Origin of the sequence: Rheinheimera baltica DSM 14885, assembly GCF_000425345.1 — a bacterium.
GTDB classification, from domain to species: Bacteria; Pseudomonadota; Gammaproteobacteria; order Enterobacterales; family Alteromonadaceae; genus Alishewanella; species Alishewanella baltica.
Map to the genome: position 1 here is coordinate 1 of NZ_AUDG01000057.1, position 24,213 is coordinate 24,213.

The following is a 24,213-nucleotide window of genomic DNA, read 5'->3' on the forward strand; positions in this document are numbered from 1 at the left end:
GCCACAACAGACACGCAAACGGCGCATGTAAAACGAACCAACTAAGCAAAGGAATGCGCCAAGGCACAGGATGCGCCCCACCCGTGGTGAAAACACTGAACCAGGAGGTGAATAACGGCTAAACGACACAAAACAGAAGAAACAGATTGCTGTTGGCAAAACAGGCGATCATGGCTAAACTCGCCCCCAATTTACTGCCGCTAGCCAACGCAAATAAAGCCACTCAGGCTGCAATCGATATATCTACTATATAAGCAGAAAACTCAAACACCGGGCTTGTCCAACAACAGGATTAAGTCGCGGCTGCGCGCGACCTATCCTTGTTTATTAGCCATTTACCAGTTTGAAATAGTGCTGCTATTTTTTAGCTATTATTCATCCGTTATACTTTAAACACATAACCGCGCCTATAGCACCAATGCATTAACAGGTAAGACAATGCCAGAAAACTAAGCGCAAAAGCCAGTGAACCGTTGTAATCACCAAATAGCGGCTGGTAAACAGCACTGAATAACCAGCTTTGTAATGCGCTATTTCCCACAGATAGCATGCCTAGCAAACGTGCAGCGACACCGGCAAGCATAAAAAACAATATTGCGTTGGCACCAAACACCACAAAGGGCGCTGCCCAAAGGCGATACTTTTTCATATCACAAAGAAAAATACAGGCCGCTAATGCCAGTGCGCAGTAGCCAGTGCTTAAAGCAACAAAGCTCGGTGTCCATAAGCTCTTGTTTATCGGCAAAACAAAATGCCAAAGCTCTGCCAGCCATACCGCCACCACACCGAACAATAACAAGCCACGGGTTTTCTGTACTAAATTGCGCTCAGTTTGTAACCACTGTGCAATTAATAACCCGCTGACACAGCTGGCAATGGCAGGCAACGTTGACCAAAGCCCTTCGGGGTCAAAAGCAAACGGCGTTGCACTGCGGTAGTACACATGGGCAGCGCCCAGCACCGTATGATCTAACCAGGCCGCAAAGCTGTTACCAAATTCAAACATGCCGGCAAACCTGACACCTTGCTCAGTATAGTAAGGCCACCACCACATCGCAGCGAGATAGACGCCACAAAGTGCCAGTATCGCGACAACACGGCCACGGGTACCACAATACAACGCAATAACAACCGTACAGAGATACACCAGCGCGATTCGCTGCAGCACACCCAACGTACGTATTGTCATTATTTTTTGTTCGACATAACTATAGTTTGGGTCTCGGAAATTGTAATAAAACAGCACCAAAAACAGCCCCAAGCCATACAGTTTTGCTGAGCGTAGCAGTGCCTGTTTTAATATCTCAGCGTTGGCAAGCCGCGGCTGTCGTTGCAAGCTTAGCTGTAACGACATACCAACAATAACAATAAAAAACGGGAAAATAAGATCGGTCACTGTCCAACCATGCCATTGTGCATGACGCAGCGGGCCATATACATAACTCCAACTGCCGGGGTTATTGACCAGTATCATCGCGGTAATGGTTAGCCCACGCAGCGCATCCAACGCCAGTAAACGGTTGGCAGGCATACCGCCAAGTATCTGCTGGCAATGCCGCTTTATCGCGGCAAACATTATTTATCCGCTCCGGTTACGGTTACCGGCAATTGCCCTGTAGGCCGGATCTGCCCCAGTAACACCTGCGCTAACGCTTGGTAGGTGGCATTACCTGCATTTATTAACGACGGATCTTCAGCGGTGTTATAGGCATAGGTTGCCAGCACAGCATCGGCAAACTGGCCGTAATCAGTAATATCGTAAGGGGCTCTAAGACTAATAAACACATGCGGTTTGTTACTGGCTTTTATCTGTGGCAATAGCGTTTCAAACTGTGTTTTTTGTCGTTGGTACGCTGCGGCAATATTACTAATACCGGTCATGTCGTCCATACCACCAATATCAGCCAGGCTTTGCATCGGCGAAATAAAACCACTAATCACGATATCTGCGGCGGCTATTTTAGCAATGGCATCACTGATGTCAGGTTGTTGAAGGCTTATCACCGAAATAGCAAAAGGCACCTTGCTGTAATGGCGCAGCGCGGCGCTAAGTGCTGTTGCTTTGGCATTATCTGGCATAACCAGCAGCAAGTTTTTCTGCTGTTCAAGCGTAAAAGGCATACCCACAGCCGGCTTGATTTGTGTCACTGCAGCTTGTGCTAACGCTAACTCACTGGCGCGATGCGACGCGTTACCCAGCACAGCATGTGCCCGCTTATGTTGCTCGGCGACAGTAAGTTCTGCGGGTATTAATGGATACAACTGCTTTAGCGCCACAATGCGCTGATAAGATGCACGAAGCTCGGACTGTGGGATTTTATCTGCAGTGACTGCGCCCGTTAACTGCTCCAGTAACGCGGCCAGTGCAGGTAACTCGTCCGGTTGTTGCAGCTTTACCGGCATTAAGGCAATGTCAGCACCGGCAGCAAAAGTTTGTATAACCGCTTCGGTTTGGGTAAAAAATTTGCTTATCCCCGCCATGTCTAATGCGTCGGTAACAATAACACCGGAATAACCCAACTCTTTTCGCAGTACATCATGCAGTATCGCATGCGACAAAGTAGCAGGTTTAATCATCTGCTCGCCTTCTTTTGACACAAAGGTTGAGCTATCCAGCGCTGGGTATTGAATATGTGCGGTCATAATCATGCCGGGCTGGTTGTGTTTAATAATCTGCGCAAAGGGGTATAGATCCACTTGGCGAATTTGCTGTGCGCTATGCTCTACTTTTGGTAAACCTAAATGGCTGTCTACTTCAGTGTCGCCATGGCCGGGAAAATGTTTTAGCGCTGCTATCATGCCTTGCTGCTGCATGGCTGCTGTCATGGCGCCCCCAAGCTCAGCAACCTGTTGGGCATCTTCACCAAACGCCCGCACATTGATTACCGGGTTTAACGGGTTAACATTTACATCAACCGTCGGCGCAAAGTTAACATTTATCCCCAGTGGGAGCAGTTCATCTGCCAGGGCTTTACCAACCGTTGAGGCGAACGCCGTGCCGTGCTCCGCATACGTAGCACCAATGGCCATATTACCGCTAAAAGACGTCGCCAACGACCGAGGTAAACGAGCAACCCGCCCGCCTTCCTGATCAATACCAATAAACAAGGGTAATTTCAGTGCCGAACTCTGCGCAGCGTTCTGCAAATCACGGTTAAGCTGAATAATCTGCTCCACAGAGTCTAAGTTTTCAGCAAACAAAATAACGCCGCCAATATCGTAATCCCGGATCAGTGTCGCAAGCTCGGCGGGTAGCTGGGTCATCGGTGTTTTGCATTTACCCTGTTTTGGCGCCTCGGTGCAGTAATATCGTAAGTCCAGCATCAATTTCTGGCCTAACATTTGTTTAACACTAGCAGATGGGGCCTTATTAATAGCAACGCTCGCCGTCATGGTGTTAGCTACCCCACTTACGCTGAATAAAAGCGCTGAGTACAACGCTAGCACTTTGATACATGTCATTTTGACCCTGAATAATGATAAAGCCATATTGGTGTCCTGATATTCTGGCGGAACATAGCTGCAGTACAACAAAAATAATTTATTCATTCAAGATAAATATAAATGTATACTTTACTCATAAACGATACGGTATGGTATCTTTGACTGGCGTTTTATTATGCAGGGCTTGGCATGCAACTGACATTTTTCGATTGGGTTGTTTTTTTTGGCTATTTCGCCGTACTAGCATTGCTAGGCTGGTGGGTTAACCGCCGCAAAGCAGGCAGCAGTAATGATTATTTTCTTGCTGCCAACAGCATGCCGGTTTGGGTGGTAGCCGTATCGGTGCTAGCCACGTCGCAATCGGCAGCCACCTTTCTTGGCGGCCCTGACATGGGTTTTCGTGGCAACCTGAGTTATATTGCAACCAATATCGGCGCCCTTATCGCTACCTTTATCGTTATTCGCTTTTTACTGCCTCGCTACTATCAACTTAAAGTTACCACGGTATACGAGTTGCTGGAGCAACGCTTTGGCGCCAGCGCGAAGGACCATGCCGGCAAGATGTATCTGTTTGGCCGCATTTTTGCCAGCGGTGCGCGTTTGTACATGGCCGCCATTGCCGTTGCCATGCTGCTTTTTAATAATATTGAGGCCTCTAGTGTCTTAGTTGCCGTAGTACTATTGGCGTTAATTGGCCTGGCTTGTACCGTTGCCGGTGGCATCCGCTCTGTTATTTATACTGACGCCCTACAATGTGGTGTTTATGTTCTGGCGGCCTTGTTGGTGTTGGTTTATTTATACCAAAGCCTGGGGTTAGATGTTGCAACGCTAACCCAGGCACTGCAACAGCCTGTTGAAGGTGGTCCGTCTAAATTACTGCTATTTGACTGGCGGTTTGATATCAGCTCAGCCGGCGTATTTAATATGTGGTCTGCGCTGAGTGGTTTTATTTTACTGAATATTGCGGCTTTTGGTTTGGATCAAGATATGACCCAGCGCGTACTCACCTGCAAAGACAGCAAAGCTGGTGCACGGGCATTGCTCAGCTCGGCATTAATGGTCATTCCCACCATGCTGGTGTTTATCCTGATTGGCTTTTTACTGTATATCTTTTACCAACGCCCGGATTTATATCAGCCAGCCCAAGGCTTTGCCGATAGCTTTGGCGGCGAAAAAGTCACTGTGTTTATGTATTACGTCTTAAACGAAATGCCATCCGGACTCAGAGGACTCGTGGTCGTTGGTGTAATTGCAGCGGCGCTATCGACTATTACGTCTGGTTTAAACTCCATGTCATCGGTGCTGATAGCTGACATGTATAAACCGTGGAAACTTAAACAGCAGCCTAACACCGGTGAGCGGCATTTTGTTCGTGCAGGTCAACTCGGTATGATAGCCACCGCCGTCACCTTGTCGGCGATGGCGATATTGTGTTTTTACTGGCAACAGTATTCCAATATGCCCTTGCTAGCTTTTGCCCTCAGCGTGATGGTGTTTTCATACAGTGGCCTGTTAGGGGTATTTTTTACGGCATTATTTAGCCATCGCGGTAATCGTTATTCCGTTACGGCTGCCCTGCTTACCGGGTTTGGCATAACCCTGCTGCTGCAACCCTATATTCTTCAGCAAATTAGCCCGTCACTGGCGGCATTTAATTTAGGTTTTACCTGGCAACTGTGTATCGGCACAGTAGTGGCGACATTGGTCTGTCTTAGCGGCAACGCCACAGCGCCACAACATGCCATAAAGGAGCAATAACATGTGGATCCTGACGGTCGATGGCGGCGGTAGCAAAACACTGGCCAGACTGACAAATAGCAGCACAGGCCAACACTGGCAGCAATACGCCGGACCGGCATCGCTGACCAATGATTTCTCACTGGCGCTAAGCAATATTAACCAGCTTAGCCGCACCTTATGCCAACAAGCGGGTATCAGTTCGCAGCAGGTAGTTGCAGTGATGGGATTAGCGGGCGCTGGCAACCCGCAGCAACACCAGCAAGCCAGCCAACAGCTGGTCAAGCACTACAGCCACTTTTTACTGACGACTGACGCGAAAACGTCGCTGTACGGTGCCAATCTGGGGCAGCCGGTATTAGTTGTCGCACTAGGCACCGGTTCTGTTGCCATGCGCCTGCAAGCCGACGGTATTGAACAACAAGTGGGTGGCTGGGGCTTTAATATTGGTGACGAAGGGGGAGGCGCCTGGCTGGGTAAACAACTGGTGCGTGAACTGCTGTGGCAAGTAGACAGTTTAGCCGGCATTACCAGCCCATTGCTTGATGCGGTTGCAGAAAAAATAGGTAACGATGCAGCCAGCTTATTGCCGTGGCTAAAAACCGCCAGCCCAAACGACTTTGCAGCCTTGGCGCCATTAGTGTTTCACTATGCCCAGCAATGTCTACTGGCGGATACGTTATTGCAGCGCCACGCAGAAGCGGTACAACAACTGCTGTGGCATGGCCGCGAGCAGTTTGACCTGCCAGTGGTGTTATTAGGCGGCCTGGCCGACATCACCGCGCCACGGTTAAGCCTGCCATGCCAGGCGTTGCTGCAACCAGCAAAAGGCAGTGCGCTTGATGGCGCCTATATTCTTGCGTTACAGCTTATTTCCTCTTCACCTTTTTCGGGGCATGGCCATGACAACTAATGCACAAGACACCTTATTACAGCAGCTGGATGCTATGAGCTCAGAAGCGCGCAATCCTCAAAGCTGGGATATTGATCTATTGTCCAGCTTAGAAATCGTGCAGCGCATTAATACTGAAGATCAAACGGTGGCAAAAAGTCTGGTCAGTTGTTTGCCCGATGTAGCAGCGGTAGCCGATCGTATTGTCGAAGCCTTTAGCAAAGGTGGTCGTTTAGTCTATTTGGGCGCGGGCACCAGTGGCCGGCTTGGTATACTGGACGCGGTAGAATGCCCACCAACTTACAGTGTGCCGTCATCACAGGTTGTGGCGTTAATTGCCGGCGGCAATGGTGCGGTATATAAAGCGGTGGAAGGTGCGGAAGATAACCCCGCGCTGGCGGTAGAGGATTTACAGCAAATACAACTGCACGCAGACGATATTTTAGTGGGTATAGCAGCCAGTGGCCGCACGCCTTATGTGCTGGGCGGCCTCGCTTATGCCCGCAGCATCGGCTGTTTTACAGCAGCAATTAGCTGCAATGCCAATGCGCCAGTGTTAAATGCGGCCGACATCGGTATTTGCGCCGTGGTAGGCCCTGAGGTCGTCACTGGTTCAACCCGAATGAAAGCAGGGACAGCACAAAAGCTACTGTTAAATATGCTAACCACCACCGCCATGATCCGCAGTGGCAAGGTGTATCAAAACCTGATGGTAGATTTACATGCCAGTAATGAAAAACTGGTTGCACGTGCCGTGCGCATCGTTATGCAAGCAACCGAATGCTCAACGCAAGTGGCACGTGACGCGCTAAAAGCGGCTGATATGAGCGCCAAGCTGGCTATCTTACATATTCTTAGCGGCCAGCCAATTACAGACTGTCGTCGCCAACTAACACAGCAACAAGGTTTTATCCGTAAAGCATTGCAACCGGAGAGTAAACTATGAGAGCACTGCTGCTATTGCTATTAAGCGTTTGCTTGCTGTCTTGCGGTGCCGATAACAACGTAAACGCTCCTGCTGAACCGCCACTGCAAACTGGTGCAGAACAGCTGTCACAGTATTTACCGATGCTGGCTGGCAAACGGGTGGGGGTACTGGTCAACCAAACGTCCATGCTGGGGCAGCAACATCTGGTTGATGTATTACTAGCCCAGCAGATAAACATTGTCAGCATTTTTGCACCAGAACATGGTTTTCGTGGCGATCACGACGCCGGCGCCACAGTTAAGTCTGGCGTAGATAGTAAAACCGGGTTACCGCTCCTATCACTGTATGGTGCCAACAAAAAGCCCAGTGCAGAGCAAATGCAAAAACTGGATGTCGTCATTTTTGACATTCAGGATGTCGGGGTGCGTTATTACACTTACATCAGCTCTATGCATTACATGATGCAGGCTGCTGCAGAACATGGCGTAAGCATGCTGGTGCTGGACCGGCCCAACCCTAACGGCGCCTATGTAGACGGCCCGGTGCTGGACCTGCAATTTCAGTCTTTTGTTGGTATGCACCCTATTCCGCTATTACATGGCATGACAGTAGGCGAGCTGGCGCAGATGATTAAAGGCGAGCGCTGGATAACCCACGCTGACAAGCTGCAGCTAAGTGTGGTGCCGCTAAGTGGTTATCAACGTAACCAGCCATATTCGCTGCCAGTAAAACCCAGCTCTAACTTACCCAACGATCAAGCAATAGCCTTGTATCCGTCACTCGGTTTTTTTGAAGCCACCCCCCTTAGCGTTGGCCGTGGTACCGCTTTTCCGTTTCAGGTTATCGGCTACGATAAATTCAGCACAGGTAATTTTCAGTTTATGCCGGTATCTACACCGGGCGCCGCACTAAGCCCACCGCTAATGGATAAAGTGCTGCTGGGCGAAGATTTACGCCAGGTCAAAGCACAGGGCTTAAACCTGGAATATCTGCTGCGGTGGCATGCGTTGTTTAAGGCACAAGACGAGGTATTTTTTAACTCGGCGGGCTTTATGGACAAACTGGCCGGAACCGACCAGTTACGCCTGCAAATAGAGCAAGGGTTAACCGAAAGTGAGATCCGCGCTGGCTGGCAAGAGGCGTTGCAACACTTCCGGCTGCAACGTAAGCCTTATTTACTTTACCCCTGATCAGCAGCAGGTAGCGCTGTGTCCTGCTGCTTGGTTAACCGATAACGCGCCGCTAATTCGCCGGTTATGCGTTTTCCCAGCGAGTCCAACATAAACAGCTGGTTTTCGCCAACAAAGAATTGTACTGGCTGCTCAGCTTCCAGCAATAAGGTGCTACCGGCCTCATTCCAGCTAAATTGCCCGCTACTGTTCAATGCCATCGCATCCTTACCAACATAAACCCGGGTTAACTGGTAACTAAAGTCGGCGGCTAACACCACAGTAGTATTGATACCTTCACAATCGGCGCAGGGCAATGTGCCCTCGTATGTACCCACCCAGTCCAGGCTGTTGCGGGCGCTATGCTCACTGTCGGGCACAATAATGCTATTCACTTTAGAGTTTCTCAATACAGGGTTACCCACTGTACTATTGCTCTTTGAACTATTGCTCTCTGAATTATTGCTCTCTGCGCCGTTAGGGGAATTTTCCGAGGTTTTGCTGTCACACGCTGCCAACAACAGTACTAAGGTAACGGCCACAATACTTAAATGGGTTTTCATCTCTGTATCTCATTAGTGCAATTTACCGTCGCTAAGGCCGGCATTGCAGCGCCAGCCGCGGTATTTACTTACCATACTGGCGCGCAGTAGCTTTATACCGGCTGAATAACGCCGCACACTAAGTCATTCAGACATCAATGCCGTTAAGGCAAATCAAAAATAAGCGCTTTAGTTGCTGCATTTGCCGTGAGTATCAGCGCGGTTTCTTCACTGATTTTGATGCCATCACCCGGCTGCAATCGGTTCCCAGCCACCTCCAGCTCACCGTTAATCAAGTGAATATAAAGTTTACGACCGGATGCAATGTTATAGGCCAGTTGCTCACCGTAGGGCAGCAGTAACTGATACAGCAAAGCATCCTGGCGCAGTGTTAAACTGCCGTCACGGCCATCAGGCGACAAAATCAGCGTTAAGCCTTCACGCTGGCCAAAATCTTTTTGCTGATAGCCTGGCTCACCACCCTGCTGATTTGGTTGTAACCAAATTTGTAAAAAGGCCAGCTCATCCGTTTTGCTGGCATTAAATTCGCTATGGTAAATGCCTGCCCCTGCGCTCATCAGCTGAAACTCACCTGCCGGTAATATCTCGGTATTACCAGCCGAGTCTTTATGGGCAATTTTGCCACTTAGCACCAGGCTTAAAATCTCCATATCTTTATGGCCGTGAGTATCAAACCCTGCGCCCGGTGCCACTTTGTCGTCATTAATAACCCGTAGCGCTGAAAAACCCATTTGCGCCGGATCATAGTAGCTGGCAAAGGAAAACGTATGGTGACTTTGTAACCAACCAAAATCGGCTTTGCCGCGCTCTGCTGCATATCTCATATCAAACATCTGGCTTCTCCTGCAATAAGTTCACTTTACGCCCACAGCATAGCGGGGGCGTTACAGCAGAAAAAGCGGAATAATTTGCGCTTAATATTCAAATAATTTGAACACAGGCTAAACGCAGCCACCTAAGCTACACTCAGACGGTATTTTTTAACGCAGTCTTTTATACAACACATATGGAGCAAACGATGAGTATTAATGTATTGGCTATTTGTGGCAGCTTACGCGCTAAATCGGCTAACCGCGGCTTGTTGCGCTATGCACAGGCGAATGCGCCTGAGGGAATGAAAATTCATCTGGCAGACCTGTTGGATGTCCCGTTTTATAATGCTGATTTAGCAGAAAAGCCTGCGGCGGTAGAGCAACTGCTAAAACAGCTGGGCGAGGCTGATGCGCTGTTGCTGGCCTGCCCGGAGTACAACTATTCGCTGGCACCGGCGCTAAAAAATGCTCTGGACTGGGCCTCGCGTGAACCCGACAACCACCTGCTAAGCGGCAAGCCAGCAGCCATTATGGGCGCAGGTGGCGGCATGGGCACCAGCCGGGCTCAATATCATTTGCGTCAGGTATGTGTGTTTTTAAACCTGCACCCACTAAACCAGCCAGAGGTATTTGCCAATGCGTTTGCTGGTAGCTTTGACACCGACGGCAATGTTATCGACGAAAAAATACACGGCCTGATACGTAAGCAACTTGATGCGCTATTAAAATGGCAACAGCAGCTCAGCCGCTAACGGCTTAGCGGCCAAGCGCTGCTCAATGTTAAGTCCCCATCGGGTACAATATCAGCCCATTGCGCAAATCCAGCAACTGACCATTTAACAGGGCCAGTTGCACGCCCTCATTATTTGCCAACAAAAAAGTGGCATGGCGAAAACGCTGCGGCGAAGTGTCGCTTAACCCTTTTGGATTGAGGACTACGGGCCAGTCGGTGTTATTCGTTAGCAGGCTGGCGTCACCACTAAAATGGCTGTATCCCTCACGTAATAGTGCAAGGTATTTGGTTTTATCCAGCGTCAAAGCTTTGGTTAGTGTATAAGCTTTAGGCGCTTGATAACGCAGACCACTCGCATCAAAACGATGGTAGCTGCCGTAAATGGATAAATCGCCAATATCACGCACACGGGCTTGCTTAGCGCCAACTAAATCAAACTCCAGCGCTACATCCACTATCGCATCGTGGCCGTTAATAGCGATACCAAGGTTGTCGATCAATACATCTTTAATGCCACCATCACGGTTAAACGGAATTGCCCGATACCCCTCTAACGTTTGCTGTAAATAGGCACCACTGGCAATACTTTCAATGCTTAATACCAGCAGCTGAGCATTCAACCGTCGCGCAACCTGGCGGTTATCATCGCCAGGATAGCCCCCAGACTCTATCAATACGGTACTGATTCCCATGCCAGAAAACGTGTCGCCAAACGAGCGCCAAGAGAAGGTATCATCGTATTTTCCCAGATAGCCCGGTAATTGCTCTGCCATCAAGTCGGCCATATCGCCAATTAGCTGCATCGCTTTTTTGCGCGAGGCATCAATATCTTTCGCGTCGTTAAACGCGGGCGCCAGTAATGAAATAGTAGTTTGTTTATTGCTGTCGCCTGCGGCGTAATAGCGGTTTTGATCATGTAAATTCAAACCAAAAGCTGGCTTAAACGCTTTTGCGGCTTGCATTAACAACTGCCCTTCCGGACTTTGCAATGCTTTGGCGTCGCGGTTGATATCAATACCCATGCTATTAAAGCGGCTATTAGCCGCAGCACCGTCCGGGTTAACCATTGGAATAAGCCGCAGTGTCACCTTACTTAGCCAATTATCCCGCCAGTTTTTTTGCTCTGGCGCACTAACAAAGTTTAATAAATCCATCAATGCGGCAGTGGCGGTGGGTTCATCGCCATGCATTTGCGACCAGGAAAGCACCTTTATCGGGCCCGTGCCAATATCAATTTGCCAAACCGGTGTACCCTGGGCCGACTGCCCCAGCGGCGAAAAGCGAAACAGAGCATTTTGCTGGTGCTGTGCCAAAAGTGGTGTAATGTCACTGTGCACCAACTGGGGTTTATCTAAACCCGGTTGTTTTATCTGTTGATACTGCTCTACCGTCAACCCGTTTACTGCCATCGCCTGTACCACCGTGGTTAAACTTAAAAAGCTGGCAAGAAGCCACTTTAGCGCCTGTTGCATGTCGCCCCCCGCATCACTGCTTTAGGTCATTAGCATGGCGCAATGCTGTTAACAATTGCAAGGTCAGAAGCAGTTAGCAAACTGACACAATGCGTCATCCATCGCAATAAGCTCTTTATCGCAAAACACAGCACAGAGCTTGCGGCACCAGAGTACAACCGGTATAAATTATTCAGCATCTAAATAAAATAGAATAATAATAACAGGAGGCCATTTTGGCTGATTGGTTAACCTTAGTTCCGGCGCTGGTCGCCATTATTGTTGTGTTGTGGCGTAAAGAGGTCATTCTCGCGCTGCTGTTGTCGCTATGCAGTGCTGAACTATTGATTTTTTTATACGGTGGCCAAGGTGTAGGCCCAGGCTTACTGCTTGATGGCGGCATTCAAACGCTAGAACGCATTGTCGCGGTAACACGGGATGGTGACAACGCCCGTATCCTGATGTTTTCGTTGTTAGTGGGTGGATTGTTGGCCTACATGCGAGACTCCGGTGGGGTGTCTGCAACCGTTAAATTATTAGTGGATAAAGGCATTGCACGCACGCCGCGTCAGGCCGGGTTACTCACGTTTTTTATCAGCTCCGTTACCTTTATTGAATCTAACCTTAGCTCTTTAACCGCAGGTATCAGCTCGCGTGGCCTGTTTGATAAATTCAAAATGAGCCGCGCCAGGCTTGCCTATATTATTGACAGTACCAGTGCACCTATCTGTATTATCATTTTACTTAATGGCTGGGGCGCTTATATTCTTGGCCTGTTAAGCACCTACTCGCTGGGTGACAACGCCGTATCGGTGCTGATTGGCAGCATACCGCTGAATTTTTATGCCCTGTTTACCCTTAGTGTGGTGCTGTACACTATTATAACCGGCAAGGTATATGGCCCAATGCGTAAATCTGAGCAGGAACTACACACCCTGGCAGCGCATACCGAAATTGACGTTAAACCCACTCATGCCAGCTTTATGCTTGTACCCTTGTTAACCCTGGTTGGCTCGATGATTGGCTTTATGCTGATGACAGGCAACGGCCGCCTGGTATCAGGTTCAGGCTCACAATCCGTATTATACGCTACCACACTGGCATGCCTGGTGGCCTATTGTATGATGCTACTGAGCAAGCGATTTAAACACCAACAGTTGGTAGACATTGGCTTTAAAGGCATGAGCGAGCTACTGCCGTTAGTCACTATAGTATTGTTATCACTGGCGCTGGGCAGCAGTTTAAAATTGCTTGGCACCGGTACCTTTATTGCCTCAATTGTTAATGACAGCCTGCCGCTGGTGCTTATTCCTGCCTTGCTGTTTTTAGCCGGCGCGCTTATTTCATTTACCACCGGCACCAGTTGGGGCACTTTTGCCATATTAATCCCTATCGGTATGCCAATGGTCGAATTGCTGGGGCTACCGCCTTCACTGGTGTTAGCCGCTATTTTGAGCGGAGGTGTCTTTGGTGATCACTGCTCGCCTATTTCCGATAGCACGGCGGTTAGCTCTGTTGCCTCGGGTTGCGATCTGTTAGAGCATGTTAAAACTCAGCTACCGTATGCCCTGTTTTGTGGTACGTTAGCCTTAATGGCGTTTGTCGCCGCCGGAGTAACAATGATATGAAAATGCTCAATTTATTTGCTCTGTTAGTTGTTAGCAACACCGTCTTGGCGGCGGATAACGATATACCCGAAGATTTTAGTGATGTCAGCACGCTAGCACCGGATATACAGGTACATATGGCGTATCTGGGCGATAAAAACTTTGTTGGCCGCACTGTCGATGGCTACGAAGAAAACCGCTGTTACCTACAAAATAACGCCGCTAATGCCTTGGTTAAAGCGCAGCAAGCGGCCATGGAAAAAGGCTATACCCTGTGGGTTTTTGACTGCTACCGGCCACAACGGGCCGTAAACCATTTTATGCGTTGGGCGGCAGATTTAACCGACATTAGTACTAAGACGGACTACTATCCCAACCTGGACAAAGACAAACTGGTGGGTGAATACATTGCTGAACAGTCAGGCCACAGCCGCGGTAGCACGCTAGACCTGACACTGGCGCGACAAAACAGCGCTGGTCAATGGCAACCCATTGATATGGGCTCGCCGTTTGACCTGTTTGATCCTATCTCCAATGTTGGCGCAACGGGTATAACCAAGTTGCAACAGGCAAACCGGCAACTGTTGGAAATTATCATGCTCAGTGCGGGCTTTAAGGTGTACAACATGGAATGGTGGCATTTCACCCATCAGCCACCGGTGTATACCGAGCAGTATTTTGATTTTGTCGTTCGATAAGTCAATATCAGCTTTTAAGGTGAAGTTCATAACAAATTGATTTTATTCAACTTCTACATGTTAAAGCGATATTGACTACCTGCTATGCTTTTTATTTTTTATTTACATCACTCTGATAACACAACGGCTATTCAGCGGAACGACTATATCAAACAGCAAGAAACAACAAATACAAAAAAGGCCTGATATTTCAGGCCTTTTTACTAGAAATGAGTAATTACATACTATTTTAGAAACGGTAAGTAGCCATTAAAAAGTTTGTGTCGTCGACATATAAATAAGATAGCGACACCTTTTTAAAATCAATGCCTATACCATAACCAACTTCGCTACTAGAATCAGAGTCGCTGTATCCGTTAGCACTGGCCTTAACACGGCCATGGAAATATCCAACACGGCCATACAATTCGACCGAGTCATTTAATTTAATCGTTGGACGATATGCTGCACCGAAGAACGATTCCATCTTAACATCGACGCCATACACTTTGTCTGAATTCAAACCTAAACCAGCGATAGCTTCAACTTTATGTGCGAACTTGTCTGTTGCATTTAAAGTCGTACCCACCACACCTAACGCACCGAAGTGGCTGATGTTTTCACTTTCTATATCAGTAGATACCTGCATTAAGCCTGCTTCAAAGTATACTTCTGCTTGCGCCGCACCGCTAACAGCGGCTGCAGCTAATACTGATGTTAATAACGTTGTTTTTAATAAATTGCGCATATATTCTCCTTAAAATGCGCAAAGATTTTACTCACAAACAAAAAAATCACAAATAAATTCTTTTTATAACAGAAATGCTCTAGACATTGCTTTATTTAAGCACCAAAACTTAGTTGCGATAAAGAAGTACAAAACCAAAACACTAAGTGCCCACTAAAATTAAGTGGACACTTAAATTAGAATAAAAACCTGTGATTGTCCGATGGTTAGTAACTTTGTTGGGGCTACAGGGATAAAATATACGCTCACTAAGCTATGTGCGCAGCATCGTCTACTCTATAGACACCAAAAGACCAATAGCAGACCTGGTTATTCAATGGCATTCGAGTTTTGAATTCGGACGAAGACATTCGTCATCACCGCCGCCTGGTGGGTTACCGCCACCATTTCCGCCAGAGACCGGATCCGGATTGCTCATATTTTGACAGCGGCGATCGTTCGCACCTGTAATAAATGCAACCCCTACACAGGTTCTGTAATGGTTTAAATATTGCGTGGAAAGAAGTTGGCTGAACCCACCTAAATTATTCGGTGTGAACAAACCCTTTTCCATAGGTCCTATAAATAGATTGTCATACACAATTTTTTTCTCACCCGCGTCACCAAATAGCTTTGCGTTTCCATAATCTTTAGAATAGTCCCACACATGCACCGTGAAGTTTTTGCTACGAGGATATGAAGGTTTTCCATCATGCCATTGATGACTACCATCTATACTGAAGACGCTGGAATCAAGTAGGTTTTTCTGGTTTGCACTTGAGATAAATGCATATTTAGAAATACCAATTTTGTTGGCTAACACTTCAAGTTCGGATTGATTCAGCAATGCCATTTTTGCTAATGTCACCGCATTTTTAACCACAGGGTACGTGTTTTTGTTAAAACACTGAGATTTACCATTGCAGCCAGAAGATGTCAGTCCCATTTCCTTTTTGATACGCTGTGCAGCATCAGGGATACTCAGATAACTACACGAGGGGTCAGGTCTTGATTTTTGTCACTATTTTACTCACCCGCGAGTAATGCAAGCCAAAATGACTGCCAATGTCTTTCAGGGTATAACCGCCCGAGCGATACGCCGCAACAATAGCGGCATTCCGCGTGTTAGTTGCCTGCTCATACTCTGCCAGTGTTTTGGCAGCAACACGCCGTTGCTTTTTCGGAATTTCAGATAGCTCATTCTGTTCGTGTAGCCGCGCTAAATGGCTTTGCACAAAGTCTTCATTACCCAAAAATATCGGGTTGCTCAGCTTATTCCAAACGGGCACACCTTTACCCTGCTGCACAAACGCTGCATATTTTTCTCTGGCGTTTTTGCGTTGTTTAGAAAACAGGCTCAGTAAGGCGTCTGTTGCCAGCCAGGCGGGTGAAGCCGCTTTGCCCATTACGGCTTGCCAGTTACTCCATGGCCAATCTTCAAGATTTTGCACCATATTCGCCCGAATTGGGTTTAGCACAATATAACGGCTTAACTCCAGTAAGTAGGCGTCTTTGTCTACCAGAATGGCCTTATACCTGCCCTGAAATAAATGCCCTACACGTTGGTGTTTTCGGTTAATAGCCTGGGTAAAAGTACCGTTTAGTTGCCGCATGCCTTTACTGAGGTTGGCATCGGGCGTTTCTACCAGTAAATGGTAGTGGTTCGTCATCAGGCAATAGGCATGCACCACCCAGTTATACTGTTCGCATACCTTACCCAGCAGGGTTAAGAACAGTTCGAAATCGGTATCGTCAAAATAAATGGCTTTGCGCTCATTACCCCTGCTGGTGATATGGTAAAGCGCACCGGCAAATTCCAGTCTTAAAGGTCTGGCCATGGTACTTGCTCCGTCTGGTGTGTCGCATCGCTACACTGTAGCGCACCAGACAGAAAAGGCAAAAGGCAAGACCTGACCCTGAAGATTCTAGCGCACCAGGCAGAAAAGGCAAAAGGCAAGACCTGACCCCGAAGTCGCTTGCTCCGTCTGGTGTGTCGCATCGCTAAACTGTAGCGCACCAGACAGAAAAGGCAAAAGGCAAGACCTGACCCCGAAGTCCATTGATCCCGGTTGTTTTTATCTGCACCAACCATGTGAACGATACATTAATTTTTTCTCTTTAATAGCCAAAAGAACGTTATTAACAATACGCTCGATACCATCACAATCCAAAGAAAGTCACTAATTTCAAATAGAGAACTATTTACTTCATGATGACGAATTATCACCGTATCACCAATTTTGTTTAATTTTCCGGAATCACGAATAGCACTCTGCACGAACTCACTGAGCGAATTCGTAACAACCGAAATTGCGAGCATCTCGAGTTTACTAAAATTAACACCAAGCAATATGAGTATTACTAGCAGAACAAAGCCAGCTATCCCAACTTTTAGAAACATTAAGCTTACCAGAAATCCTGAGATTACACTTGCCCCAAAGGTTAGTATTAGCAGGCCAATGTAAAATGATACAAAAGCAATTACTATAGTGAGGACGCCGTTTAATAGTACCGACTGTTTAGTAAAGTTAGTTTCCATATTTGTTACTCCAATACTGCTTGGCTTGAGCATCCATTGTTGCGAACGCTCTCGGTCCATACACATCATTCGCTTGCGCTAACTTTTTATTTGCAAGATTTATCACTGGATTTATACCACGGAGTATTGGAGTATCTATTGTAGATATGAATTTATTAACTCCAATGCCATGAGTCCAGATGCCTAACATGCCATCCCTGCTAATTATTTGCCTCGTGATAGTGCCATTGTACATCCCATGGTCGCGAAGAGTTTGATTCTGTATTCTTCCTTCAGGAGTCCTCATTTGTACAACTCTTCCGACTGGTGTGTCGTAATTGGAAGGATCCCCAGTATTTCCTAGCGCTGCATCGAGAGGACCTACTACATATGCAACTACAGGCCTTCCATCTAGGGCTGCTGGTGTTGCAATCAGGCCTTTTGCAGGGTAACTAAAGTGATATAAAACATCATCCCTAAGGATATCGTAAGTGCAGCCGTTAGAGCCTTCTGCACAAAATGGCGTAAACGTATCATAATGATGAAAAGTCTCGTCACTAGTATCAAAAGCATCATCACCAAACAACGGGGAATGCTGTTCACCATTAGGAAGAAATTTGTCATTACTTTGCGGCCCCCCAATATCCACCATACTTTGCGTCTGGCCTGGACTCAAATTACTGACTGTCACACTACCGTTATTTGACGTCGCAGTTACGAAGTCTTTGCCGATGGTCAAGCTTTGCGTTGCATCTGAGCTTTTTATACTTCCTGTAGTACTAATATTCTCATCTTCAGTATAAATATTAGACCCAAGCTTTTTCGAACGATACCCCGTAGGGTCGGTCCCCGCCAACGGATTATTCATAATGTACGAATACGGGTTCAGTGATTGACTATTACCTGGACTCTGAATAATCGGATCAACACTCAAGAACCTGCCAAGATTATAATCATACGCCCGGCCGTTCATATGAATTAACTCTACCTCATCCAAATGGCGGTGGTCGGTAAAACCATTGCGGCTAAGCAGCGCGTTTTGCAGCCTTGGCGGCGTTAGCGTATTACCATCTACCGCCCGTGGTTTACCAAAGGCGTCAAACATACGCCGGTCGGTGACCTGGCCGTTATGGTCGGTGTAGGTTAGCGTGCTGCCTAAACGGTCTTTATGGCTATAGCGTATTTGGTGCTTGTTGGTGGCATCGTATTTAATAATAGCGATGTCACTTAAGAATAAGCGCCAGTTACCGTTACTTTCTTCTTCGTACAGCTTGTCTATCTCGTAGGTGGTAATGCCGTTGCGGGTTTCTTTTAACCGCTCTAAATTAGCACCATAGGTAAAACCAAAGGTGTTACCGCCACGGCTTATTTGGGTGGGCTGCTTAAAGCTGTTGTAGCTAATAGTTAAGCCATCGCCTGCGGTTAAGTTACCCTGGTTGTCGTAGCTAAAGTTAACGGTGCTGCTGTTTAGCTTTATTACCTGCCGTACCGCATTGCTACCCGCTTTACCGCCCAGGTTTCTAGCCGCATTACCATAGCGGTAAGTGTTGGCATAATCTGATTTACTCAGCAGGTTACCTACCGCGTCATAGCTGTAGTTTATCGGCACGGTGTAGCCCATATTGCTATAGGTGCTGCGGGTTAAGCGGTGCAGCTCGTCGTACTGGTAGCTTTCTGTTGCGCCGGTAATATGGTTTTTTACCTGCTCAATATTACCGAAAACGTCATACTGCTGGTATTCCACGTCATGTACCCGCGTGTTGCCACGCCAGGCGGTTAAGCTTCGTGCCCAGCCGGTATCGCTGTCGTATTGGTTGTTGCTATTTACACCGTTACCCAAACTGGCTTGCAGTACATTACCCAGTGCATCCTGGCTGTCGATAGTACGGTAAACATAACCGCTGGCGGCGTTGCTTACAGTTTCCAGATGGCCATCAGTTGTATAACCGTATTTTACCGTCAGGCCATTGGGGTAACGCATGCCTGTGGGCTGGCCGGTGGCACTGTGATAAAAATACTCGCTGGTAAAGGTTTTACCGTCCAACTGCAGGCTATTAGTTAGCAGATTGGCGTTGGCGTCGTAACCAAAGGTGCGGGTAACGCCATTAGCCACTTCCTGATACGGCAGGCCTGTTAACGCGGTATCGTAACTAAAGCTGGCGTTGTCTTTTACTGTACTGCCGCTGTAACTTGTGCGTTTGGTTTGCCGCCCAAGCGAGTCGTAGTCAAAACGTATTGCTAACCCATTGGCATCGGTTTCTTGCTCCAACTCGCCAAAACCATTGTATAGGTAACTGCTATTGCCCTGGTTGGGGTCTACTACACTAAGTTTTTGCCCCAGCGCATTATAGCTGGCGGTTAACTTAACGCCGTTGGCATCTTGCAGCACTATAGGTAAGCCCTGGCCGTTATAGCGGTAGTAAGTTAAACCACCGTTGGCATCTTCTGTATGCAGCAGCTGGTTCATGCTGTTGTAACTGCGGCTCATATGTAGGCTGCCACCTGCCGTTATTTCCGTTACCAAGCCGCTGTAGTCATAGTTTATGCTTAAGCCGCCGGGTACTTGCTTGTTGCCAGGCCGGCCTAAGGCGTCATAATCAGCGTATTGTGTAAAGCCGCCACCCATGCCTTGCTCGTAGGGATCACTTGTTAGCTCAACCAGGCCTCGGGCGTTGTATTGGGTATCCTTATTTATCCAGCTACCATTGAAACCTTTCACGCTAACGCGCAGTTTGCGGCCAAACATATCAAAATAGCTTCGCTGTTGCGGGCCACCCGCTTGGGTGGTAACTGTCATCCAACTGGCGTTGCCTGGGGCATTGCTGTCATACCGTGTTGTATCATGTGAAATACGCTGCAGTGCCTGTCCACTTTGCTGCACTGTAGCCGGGCGGCCAAACGAGTCATAACTAAAACTGGTAGTAATACCGTTAGCAGAGATTTGTTTTACCGGCTGGCCCGTGGCGGGGACAGTATGTACATAACTAACATGGCCCAGCGCATTAGTTAGCTTAAACGGGAAGTAACCCGCACTAGATTCTGTGCTGTTGTTATTACTGTAACCTATAGATTCGCTGCGGCTTTGTGTACTCCACCCCCCGGTTTGGCTCATAACGCTTGCCGTGCGGTTGATATTTGTGGGTAAACCGTAAGCATTCAAGCCGGTGACCACTTTTTGCACCTTGCTACCATCACTAGCCTCAGTATTAACCTGCTGTGGCGCGCCTGAACTATGCCAGTTACTGTAAGTGGTTTTTATCCATTTGGCCGTATCCAACGCGGCCGGATAACTTATTACCGTATTTAACTGTTGCACGGGGCTGCTGTGTTTGGTCAGGCTTGCCAGCCGGTGTGGTGCCCATGGGTTACCGCTTTGCGGGCTATAGGTGGCACTACTGGATGAGGCATAAATACCGCTGTCATCGCTAATGGTTTGGCTTGCCTGCAGTACATTGTTGAAAGCGTCAACACTGGTTACCTGGCTTTGTGTGTGGCTATACAGCTGCTTAGTGGTTAAATCACGCAGATAGGTGTCTGAGCCCGCCTTATACACACTATAAATGCCGCCTGCCGGGCAGGTTAAATCGGTTTCGTCGGTAAAACTACGGTACTGGCTGTTACAGCTGGCAACGCTATTGGCAGCACGGTGTACGGTATTCAGTTGCCAGTTATTGACCTGCGCCGATATGGCACTATCTGCGCCGGTAGCGCCATGGCCGCTGTAACCAATTACCGGGTACCCGCTTGGATAGGCGTTGGCACTAAAGACAAACTGGCCCCGTATCTGCCCGGTGAACGGGAATTTTTGTCTGAAGTCGGTATGCGTGATTAAGCCACTGCTGGTATCTTCGCTAATAATGGCACGGAAGCCGCGGAAACCACGGCCCTGGGTGTGGTACATGGCACCGCGGTAGGCATAACGGGTGCTGTTTAGTCCGCCCACGCCATTGCTACTATTGTACTCAGCCACCACATACATGCTGGAAGCAAAGTTGAAGTGCTGGCCGTCATCTACATAGCTGCGGTCAGCTAAATAAAACGGCAAATTGTTTAACCGGCCTTGCGATGACGACAGCGGCAGGTAAGCCCAGCTGTCGTATTTCCCCAGGCCATTGGTAACAGATTTCAACATATCTGAAGGCGCATAGCCTTGCCCGCCAGTAGAACTGCCCCGGTTTTTGTTGATGTAAACACCAAACTGACGCCCCGCCATGGCACCGCCAACGTTACCCATGGTGGTGTCTGCAAAGCGTGGGCCGTAGGCAAACACCAGATCAGTTAAGCCTTTACCAAAGGCGTCAGTGGCAAAGTTTTCAGTGGCCGAGGCGTAAATTGCCGTAGGTACTGTGGTAGCACTTAGCGCACCTGTGCTATCAATAGTAATATTAACTGCATTGAAACGATACACGCTGTCGTCTATACGGCTTACGTCCAGCACTGAAGTAGTGTTCGAATTTACCGTCAGTTTATATGACTTATATAAATCATCACCGCAGGCAGTTATTAACCCCGTGCTGGTATTTACTTTGGTGCATGAGGTTGCAACCCGTTCAGCGGGTATAAGAAACTCTGCTTTGCCGTCATGATTAATATCCATCACGCGGAAACTGCTGCGGTACTTAGGCTCAAAGAAGATTTCCCGTTCGTCGATGCTATGCACCACGGTATAGCTGCGCTGTGCTAACGCTATGCCTAAGTCCGTTAACTCAGTAAACTCGCCTGCCCCTTTGTTAATACGGGCATGTAGGTTAGTACTGGAACCTGCCCAGCCAAGCCAGTCTGGCAAGCCATCACCATTAATGTCTATTAAATAACTAAAATACTGTTCATTGTTGGTAAAGGGGTTAAAGCTTAACCAATTAAAGTTAATGCTATTGCCGGTTGAAGCATTTAAGCGGAAGCCTTGTAACACCGGTACCGGGTTAAAACGACCCAGATGCCCGTCTTGGAAAGCATTAACGGCAGAAACCGCCATATCGGGAAGGCCATTGCCATCGATATCGCCGATAAACTCGACTGTGGTGGTTTCTATCAGTTCATTACCCGACAACACGGTATTAAATTGATACAAGTTACTTACGCTGCTCACGCTGTAAGGGGCAGATTTATTTTTCGAGTGCAGATATAAGTCTAGTTTTGGCGTGCCACTGTTAAAGCGATATATCACCAGATCGGGCCAACCATCGCCGTTAAAATCACCAATATGACGAATATGATCTTGTTGTGGCGTGGCAATTTGCCGGCTTTGTAGTGGTATGTTGGTATTAATATTCGAGCGTTGCAGGTTAGCCTGTGTCATCAGTAACACCAGCTTACCGTTTACCACATCCCAGCCATCGGTCAGGCCGTTGTTGTCAAAATCGCCTTCGACACACTCTTTGCGACGTGATAGCGGACTTTGAATACAGTTTTTCAGTTCAAAAGTATGGCTACCAATGACATTGCCTTCTGCTGAAACAAACTTATTTGGCCAGTCGCGCACTCCATCACCGTTGATATCGCCATGCGGCACCAAACCATCAATGGTTCGCTCACTTTGATAAACCGGCGAATTATTAAAGGCCAGTTTTTCCAGTTGGTAATTTACCGCTTCATCTTGCCAGTCAAATACGGTAGATGGGAGACATTGCTGAGTGCCTGACAAATAACTACATTGTGTAATAGACTTTAGCAGGCTTCGCTGGCTAGCCTCACTGGATTGATATGACAGGGTGTAACGATGCAACCTGGTATTGCCTAAAAACGACGTTACTTGGTGTAACCGCTTGGTTTGCATAACCATACCACCAGCAACATATTGCTGATTAATGTCGGGGCGGCTTGCATATTCAAACGAAACTCGGCGGTTACCTAATTGGGTAGCGCTGCTTCCGGTATAGTAAATATTGTCCAGCAGGACTTCGGCATTATCGTTGTAGCTATAGACATAATGTATATAGTTTTTTGCCGTCAGATCTTGCTCATAGGCCAGCAACCAGCTAAATGTTTCCGTTTTGCCAGTATGCACAACTTTTGCTTCAGCGCTATCAGAACCAAAATAGGCAACCCTACCCTGAGGGTACTCGACTTTAAAGTGTGCTGAATTCTGGTTGAGGTTGCCACCTAACTGTGTAACCCGGGTAAAGCTATCTACTTCTGTCCGATAAACCGTACCTGAACTGCCATAGCTACCTTCAACATTCACTAAACGCTCGCCATTGAGACAGAGCTTATCGTTTGCTAACTGATAGTTAACCGCCGATGCATAGCCATCTTGCGCGACTGTTGGGCCGCAACGTGAAATACCTGAACCTGCCGATAAGCTAAAACCTACGCCAAGCAAGCCATTACCACTTCGACTTTGATAATCTAGTGCCACGTTAGGCTGCATACCCGCCCGGCCCGGTGCCATTTGAAGCGGTACACTATAATTTGCCTGGCCGCCACTTACCCCTGCTGTAGAGCCTATGGCACCAATATTAATATCATATGGGCTGTAATTATAAGACCCCACTGACCACTCTGCTGGTGCCTGATTCGAAATAGCAGCCCAAGTTGGTGTTGAATTTTCAAAGCTTGCACTCACCGAGCAAGCGGCAGTAATTGCGCCTGTGGTGTAGGTATTACCCGAGCGACTACCGTTACAGCCGGTGACATTGGCAACTTGATAACCTGCTTGTGGTGTTACGGTAAAGGTAGTAGTGCTGCCTTGCGCCACACTGCGTGACGTTGGCGATATACTACCGCCCGTGCCCGCTGTGGCAGCAACGGTATGGGTAATACGACTAAAGCTCGCGCTAACCGAACAGGCAGCAGTAATTGCGCCTGTGGTGTAGGTATTGCCTGAGCGACTACCGCTACAGCCGGTGACATTGGCAACTTGATAACCTGCCTGTGGTGTTACGGTAAAGGTAGTAGTGCTGCCTTGCGCCACACTGCGTGACGTTGGCGATATACTACCGCCCGTGCCCGCTGT

16 protein-coding genes are annotated in these 24,213 nt (G+C 48.0%); 7 read left to right on the forward strand and 9 right to left on the reverse strand.

Annotated features, from left to right (window positions below; all coding sequences use genetic code 11):
* Positions 1 to 382: 382 nt before the first annotated feature.
* Complete coding sequence (locus H595_RS0115960) at positions 383 to 1,576, reverse strand: acyltransferase family protein (RefSeq protein WP_027672107.1); 1,194 nt, start codon at positions 1,574 to 1,576, stop codon at positions 383 to 385.
* On the reverse strand, positions 1,576 to 3,489 hold the full coding sequence (locus H595_RS0115965; RefSeq protein WP_240474922.1) for a glycoside hydrolase family 3 protein: 1,914 nt from the start codon (positions 3,487 to 3,489) through the stop codon (positions 1,576 to 1,578). The genes H595_RS0115960 and H595_RS0115965 overlap by 1 nt, the downstream gene beginning before the upstream one ends.
* A gap of 144 nt (positions 3,490 to 3,633) precedes the next feature.
* Between H595_RS0115965 and H595_RS0115970 the strand changes: the two genes are divergently transcribed.
* Genes H595_RS0115970 through H595_RS0115985 form a run of 4 tightly spaced genes read left to right on the forward strand, consistent with a single transcriptional unit; the run spans position 3,634 to position 8,191 of the window.
* Positions 3,634 to 5,202: a sodium:solute symporter gene (locus H595_RS0115970; RefSeq protein ID WP_027672109.1), complete on the forward strand. Its 1,569-nt coding sequence runs from the start codon at positions 3,634 to 3,636 to the stop codon at positions 5,200 to 5,202.
* 1 nt (position 5,203) lies between these two features.
* Positions 5,204 to 6,094: a glucosamine kinase nucleotide-binding domain-containing protein gene (locus tag H595_RS0115975; protein WP_027672110.1), complete on the forward strand. Its 891-nt coding sequence runs from the start codon at positions 5,204 to 5,206 to the stop codon at positions 6,092 to 6,094.
* On the forward strand, positions 6,084 to 7,019 hold the full coding sequence (murQ, locus tag H595_RS0115980) for an N-acetylmuramic acid 6-phosphate etherase (RefSeq protein WP_027672111.1): 936 nt from the start codon (positions 6,084 to 6,086) through the stop codon (positions 7,017 to 7,019). The genes H595_RS0115975 and murQ overlap by 11 nt, the downstream gene beginning before the upstream one ends.
* Positions 7,016 to 8,191, forward strand: coding sequence for an exo-beta-N-acetylmuramidase NamZ family protein (locus H595_RS0115985; RefSeq protein WP_027672112.1), 1,176 nt, complete (start codon positions 7,016 to 7,018; stop codon positions 8,189 to 8,191). Before murQ ends, H595_RS0115985 begins: the two co-directional genes overlap by 4 nt.
* Here the strand turns inward: H595_RS0115985 and H595_RS0115990 are convergent.
* Both H595_RS0115990 and H595_RS0116000 read right to left on the reverse strand, forming a co-directional pair.
* On the reverse strand, positions 8,182 to 8,733 hold the full coding sequence (locus H595_RS0115990; protein ID WP_037055066.1) for a copper resistance protein NlpE: 552 nt from the start codon (positions 8,731 to 8,733) through the stop codon (positions 8,182 to 8,184). The genes H595_RS0115985 and H595_RS0115990 overlap by 10 nt on opposite strands.
* A gap of 143 nt (positions 8,734 to 8,876) precedes the next feature.
* Positions 8,877 to 9,566 (reverse strand): pirin family protein, encoded by a 690-nt coding sequence (locus tag H595_RS0116000; protein WP_027672114.1) that lies wholly within the window; start codon positions 9,564 to 9,566, stop codon positions 8,877 to 8,879.
* A 185-nt stretch (positions 9,567 to 9,751) separates the two neighbouring features.
* On the opposite strand from H595_RS0116000, the gene H595_RS0116005 reads away from it, so the two are divergent.
* Entirely contained in the window at positions 9,752 to 10,297 is a 546-nt protein-coding gene (locus H595_RS0116005) for an NADPH-dependent FMN reductase (protein WP_027672115.1), read from the forward strand.
* 28 nt (positions 10,298 to 10,325) lie between these two features.
* Here the strand turns inward: H595_RS0116005 and H595_RS0116010 are convergent, their stop codons facing one another.
* On the reverse strand, positions 10,326 to 11,750 hold the full coding sequence (locus H595_RS0116010) for a M14 family zinc carboxypeptidase (protein ID WP_205623247.1): 1,425 nt from the start codon (positions 11,748 to 11,750) through the stop codon (positions 10,326 to 10,328).
* 215 nt (positions 11,751 to 11,965) lie between these two features.
* Between H595_RS0116010 and H595_RS0116015 the strand changes: the two genes are divergently transcribed.
* Together H595_RS0116015 and H595_RS0116020 are read left to right on the forward strand one after the other, a co-directional pair.
* Complete coding sequence (locus H595_RS0116015) at positions 11,966 to 13,357, forward strand: Na+/H+ antiporter NhaC family protein (RefSeq protein ID WP_027672117.1); 1,392 nt, start codon at positions 11,966 to 11,968, stop codon at positions 13,355 to 13,357.
* Positions 13,354 to 14,034 carry a M15 family metallopeptidase gene (locus H595_RS0116020; RefSeq protein WP_027672118.1) on the forward strand — a complete coding sequence of 227 codons (681 nt, stop codon included), beginning with the start codon at positions 13,354 to 13,356 and terminating at the stop codon, positions 14,032 to 14,034. The genes H595_RS0116015 and H595_RS0116020 overlap by 4 nt, the downstream gene beginning before the upstream one ends.
* A 229-nt stretch (positions 14,035 to 14,263) precedes the next feature.
* On the opposite strand, the gene H595_RS23560 is transcribed toward H595_RS0116020, so the two are convergent.
* The 4 genes from H595_RS23560 to H595_RS0116045 all read right to left on the reverse strand — a co-directional run.
* Entirely contained in the window at positions 14,264 to 14,761 is a 498-nt protein-coding gene (locus H595_RS23560) for an outer membrane beta-barrel protein (RefSeq protein WP_051219952.1), read from the reverse strand.
* Positions 14,762 to 15,074: 313 nt separating this feature from the next.
* On the reverse strand, positions 15,075 to 15,686 hold the full coding sequence (locus H595_RS0116030) for a hypothetical protein (protein ID WP_027672119.1): 612 nt from the start codon (positions 15,684 to 15,686) through the stop codon (positions 15,075 to 15,077).
* Between the two features lie 55 nt (positions 15,687 to 15,741).
* Positions 15,742 to 16,578, reverse strand: a complete 837-nt coding sequence (locus H595_RS0116035; protein WP_027672120.1) for an REP-associated tyrosine transposase — start codon at positions 16,576 to 16,578, stop codon at positions 15,742 to 15,744.
* A 690-nt stretch (positions 16,579 to 17,268) separates the two neighbouring features.
* The coding region (locus H595_RS0116045) for a SpvB/TcaC N-terminal domain-containing protein (RefSeq protein ID WP_027672122.1) at positions 17,269 to 24,213 on the reverse strand (6,945 nt) is incomplete at its 5' end.

Coding starts and splice junctions, on each gene's coding strand:
- H595_RS0116005 (WP_027672115.1), top strand. CDS start 9,752: ATGAGTATTAATGTATTGGCTATTTGTGGCAGCTTACGCGCTAAATCG.
- H595_RS0115975 (WP_027672110.1), top strand. CDS start 5,204: ATGTGGATCCTGACGGTCGATGGCGGCGGTAGCAAAACACTGGCCAGA.
- H595_RS0115970 (WP_027672109.1), top strand. CDS start 3,634: ATGCAACTGACATTTTTCGATTGGGTTGTTTTTTTTGGCTATTTCGCC.
- H595_RS23560 (WP_051219952.1), bottom strand. CDS start 14,761: ATGCGCAATTTATTAAAAACAACGTTATTAACATCAGTATTAGCTGCA.
- H595_RS0115965 (WP_240474922.1), bottom strand. CDS start 3,489: ATGGCTTTATCATTATTCAGGGTCAAAATGACATGTATCAAAGTGCTA.
- H595_RS0116020 (WP_027672118.1), top strand. CDS start 13,354: ATGAAAATGCTCAATTTATTTGCTCTGTTAGTTGTTAGCAACACCGTC.
- H595_RS0116035 (WP_027672120.1), bottom strand. CDS start 16,578: ATGGCCAGACCTTTAAGACTGGAATTTGCCGGTGCGCTTTACCATATC.
- H595_RS0116000 (WP_027672114.1), bottom strand. CDS start 9,566: ATGTTTGATATGAGATATGCAGCAGAGCGCGGCAAAGCCGATTTTGGT.
- murQ (WP_027672111.1), top strand. CDS start 6,084: ATGACAACTAATGCACAAGACACCTTATTACAGCAGCTGGATGCTATG.
- H595_RS0115985 (WP_027672112.1), top strand. CDS start 7,016: ATGAGAGCACTGCTGCTATTGCTATTAAGCGTTTGCTTGCTGTCTTGC.
- H595_RS0115960 (WP_027672107.1), bottom strand. CDS start 1,576: ATGTTTGCCGCGATAAAGCGGCATTGCCAGCAGATACTTGGCGGTATG.
- H595_RS0116030 (WP_027672119.1), bottom strand. CDS start 15,686: ATGGGACTGACATCTTCTGGCTGCAATGGTAAATCTCAGTGTTTTAAC.
- H595_RS0115990 (WP_037055066.1), bottom strand. CDS start 8,733: ATGAAAACCCATTTAAGTATTGTGGCCGTTACCTTAGTACTGTTGTTG.
- H595_RS0116010 (WP_205623247.1), bottom strand. CDS start 11,750: ATGCAACAGGCGCTAAAGTGGCTTCTTGCCAGCTTTTTAAGTTTAACC.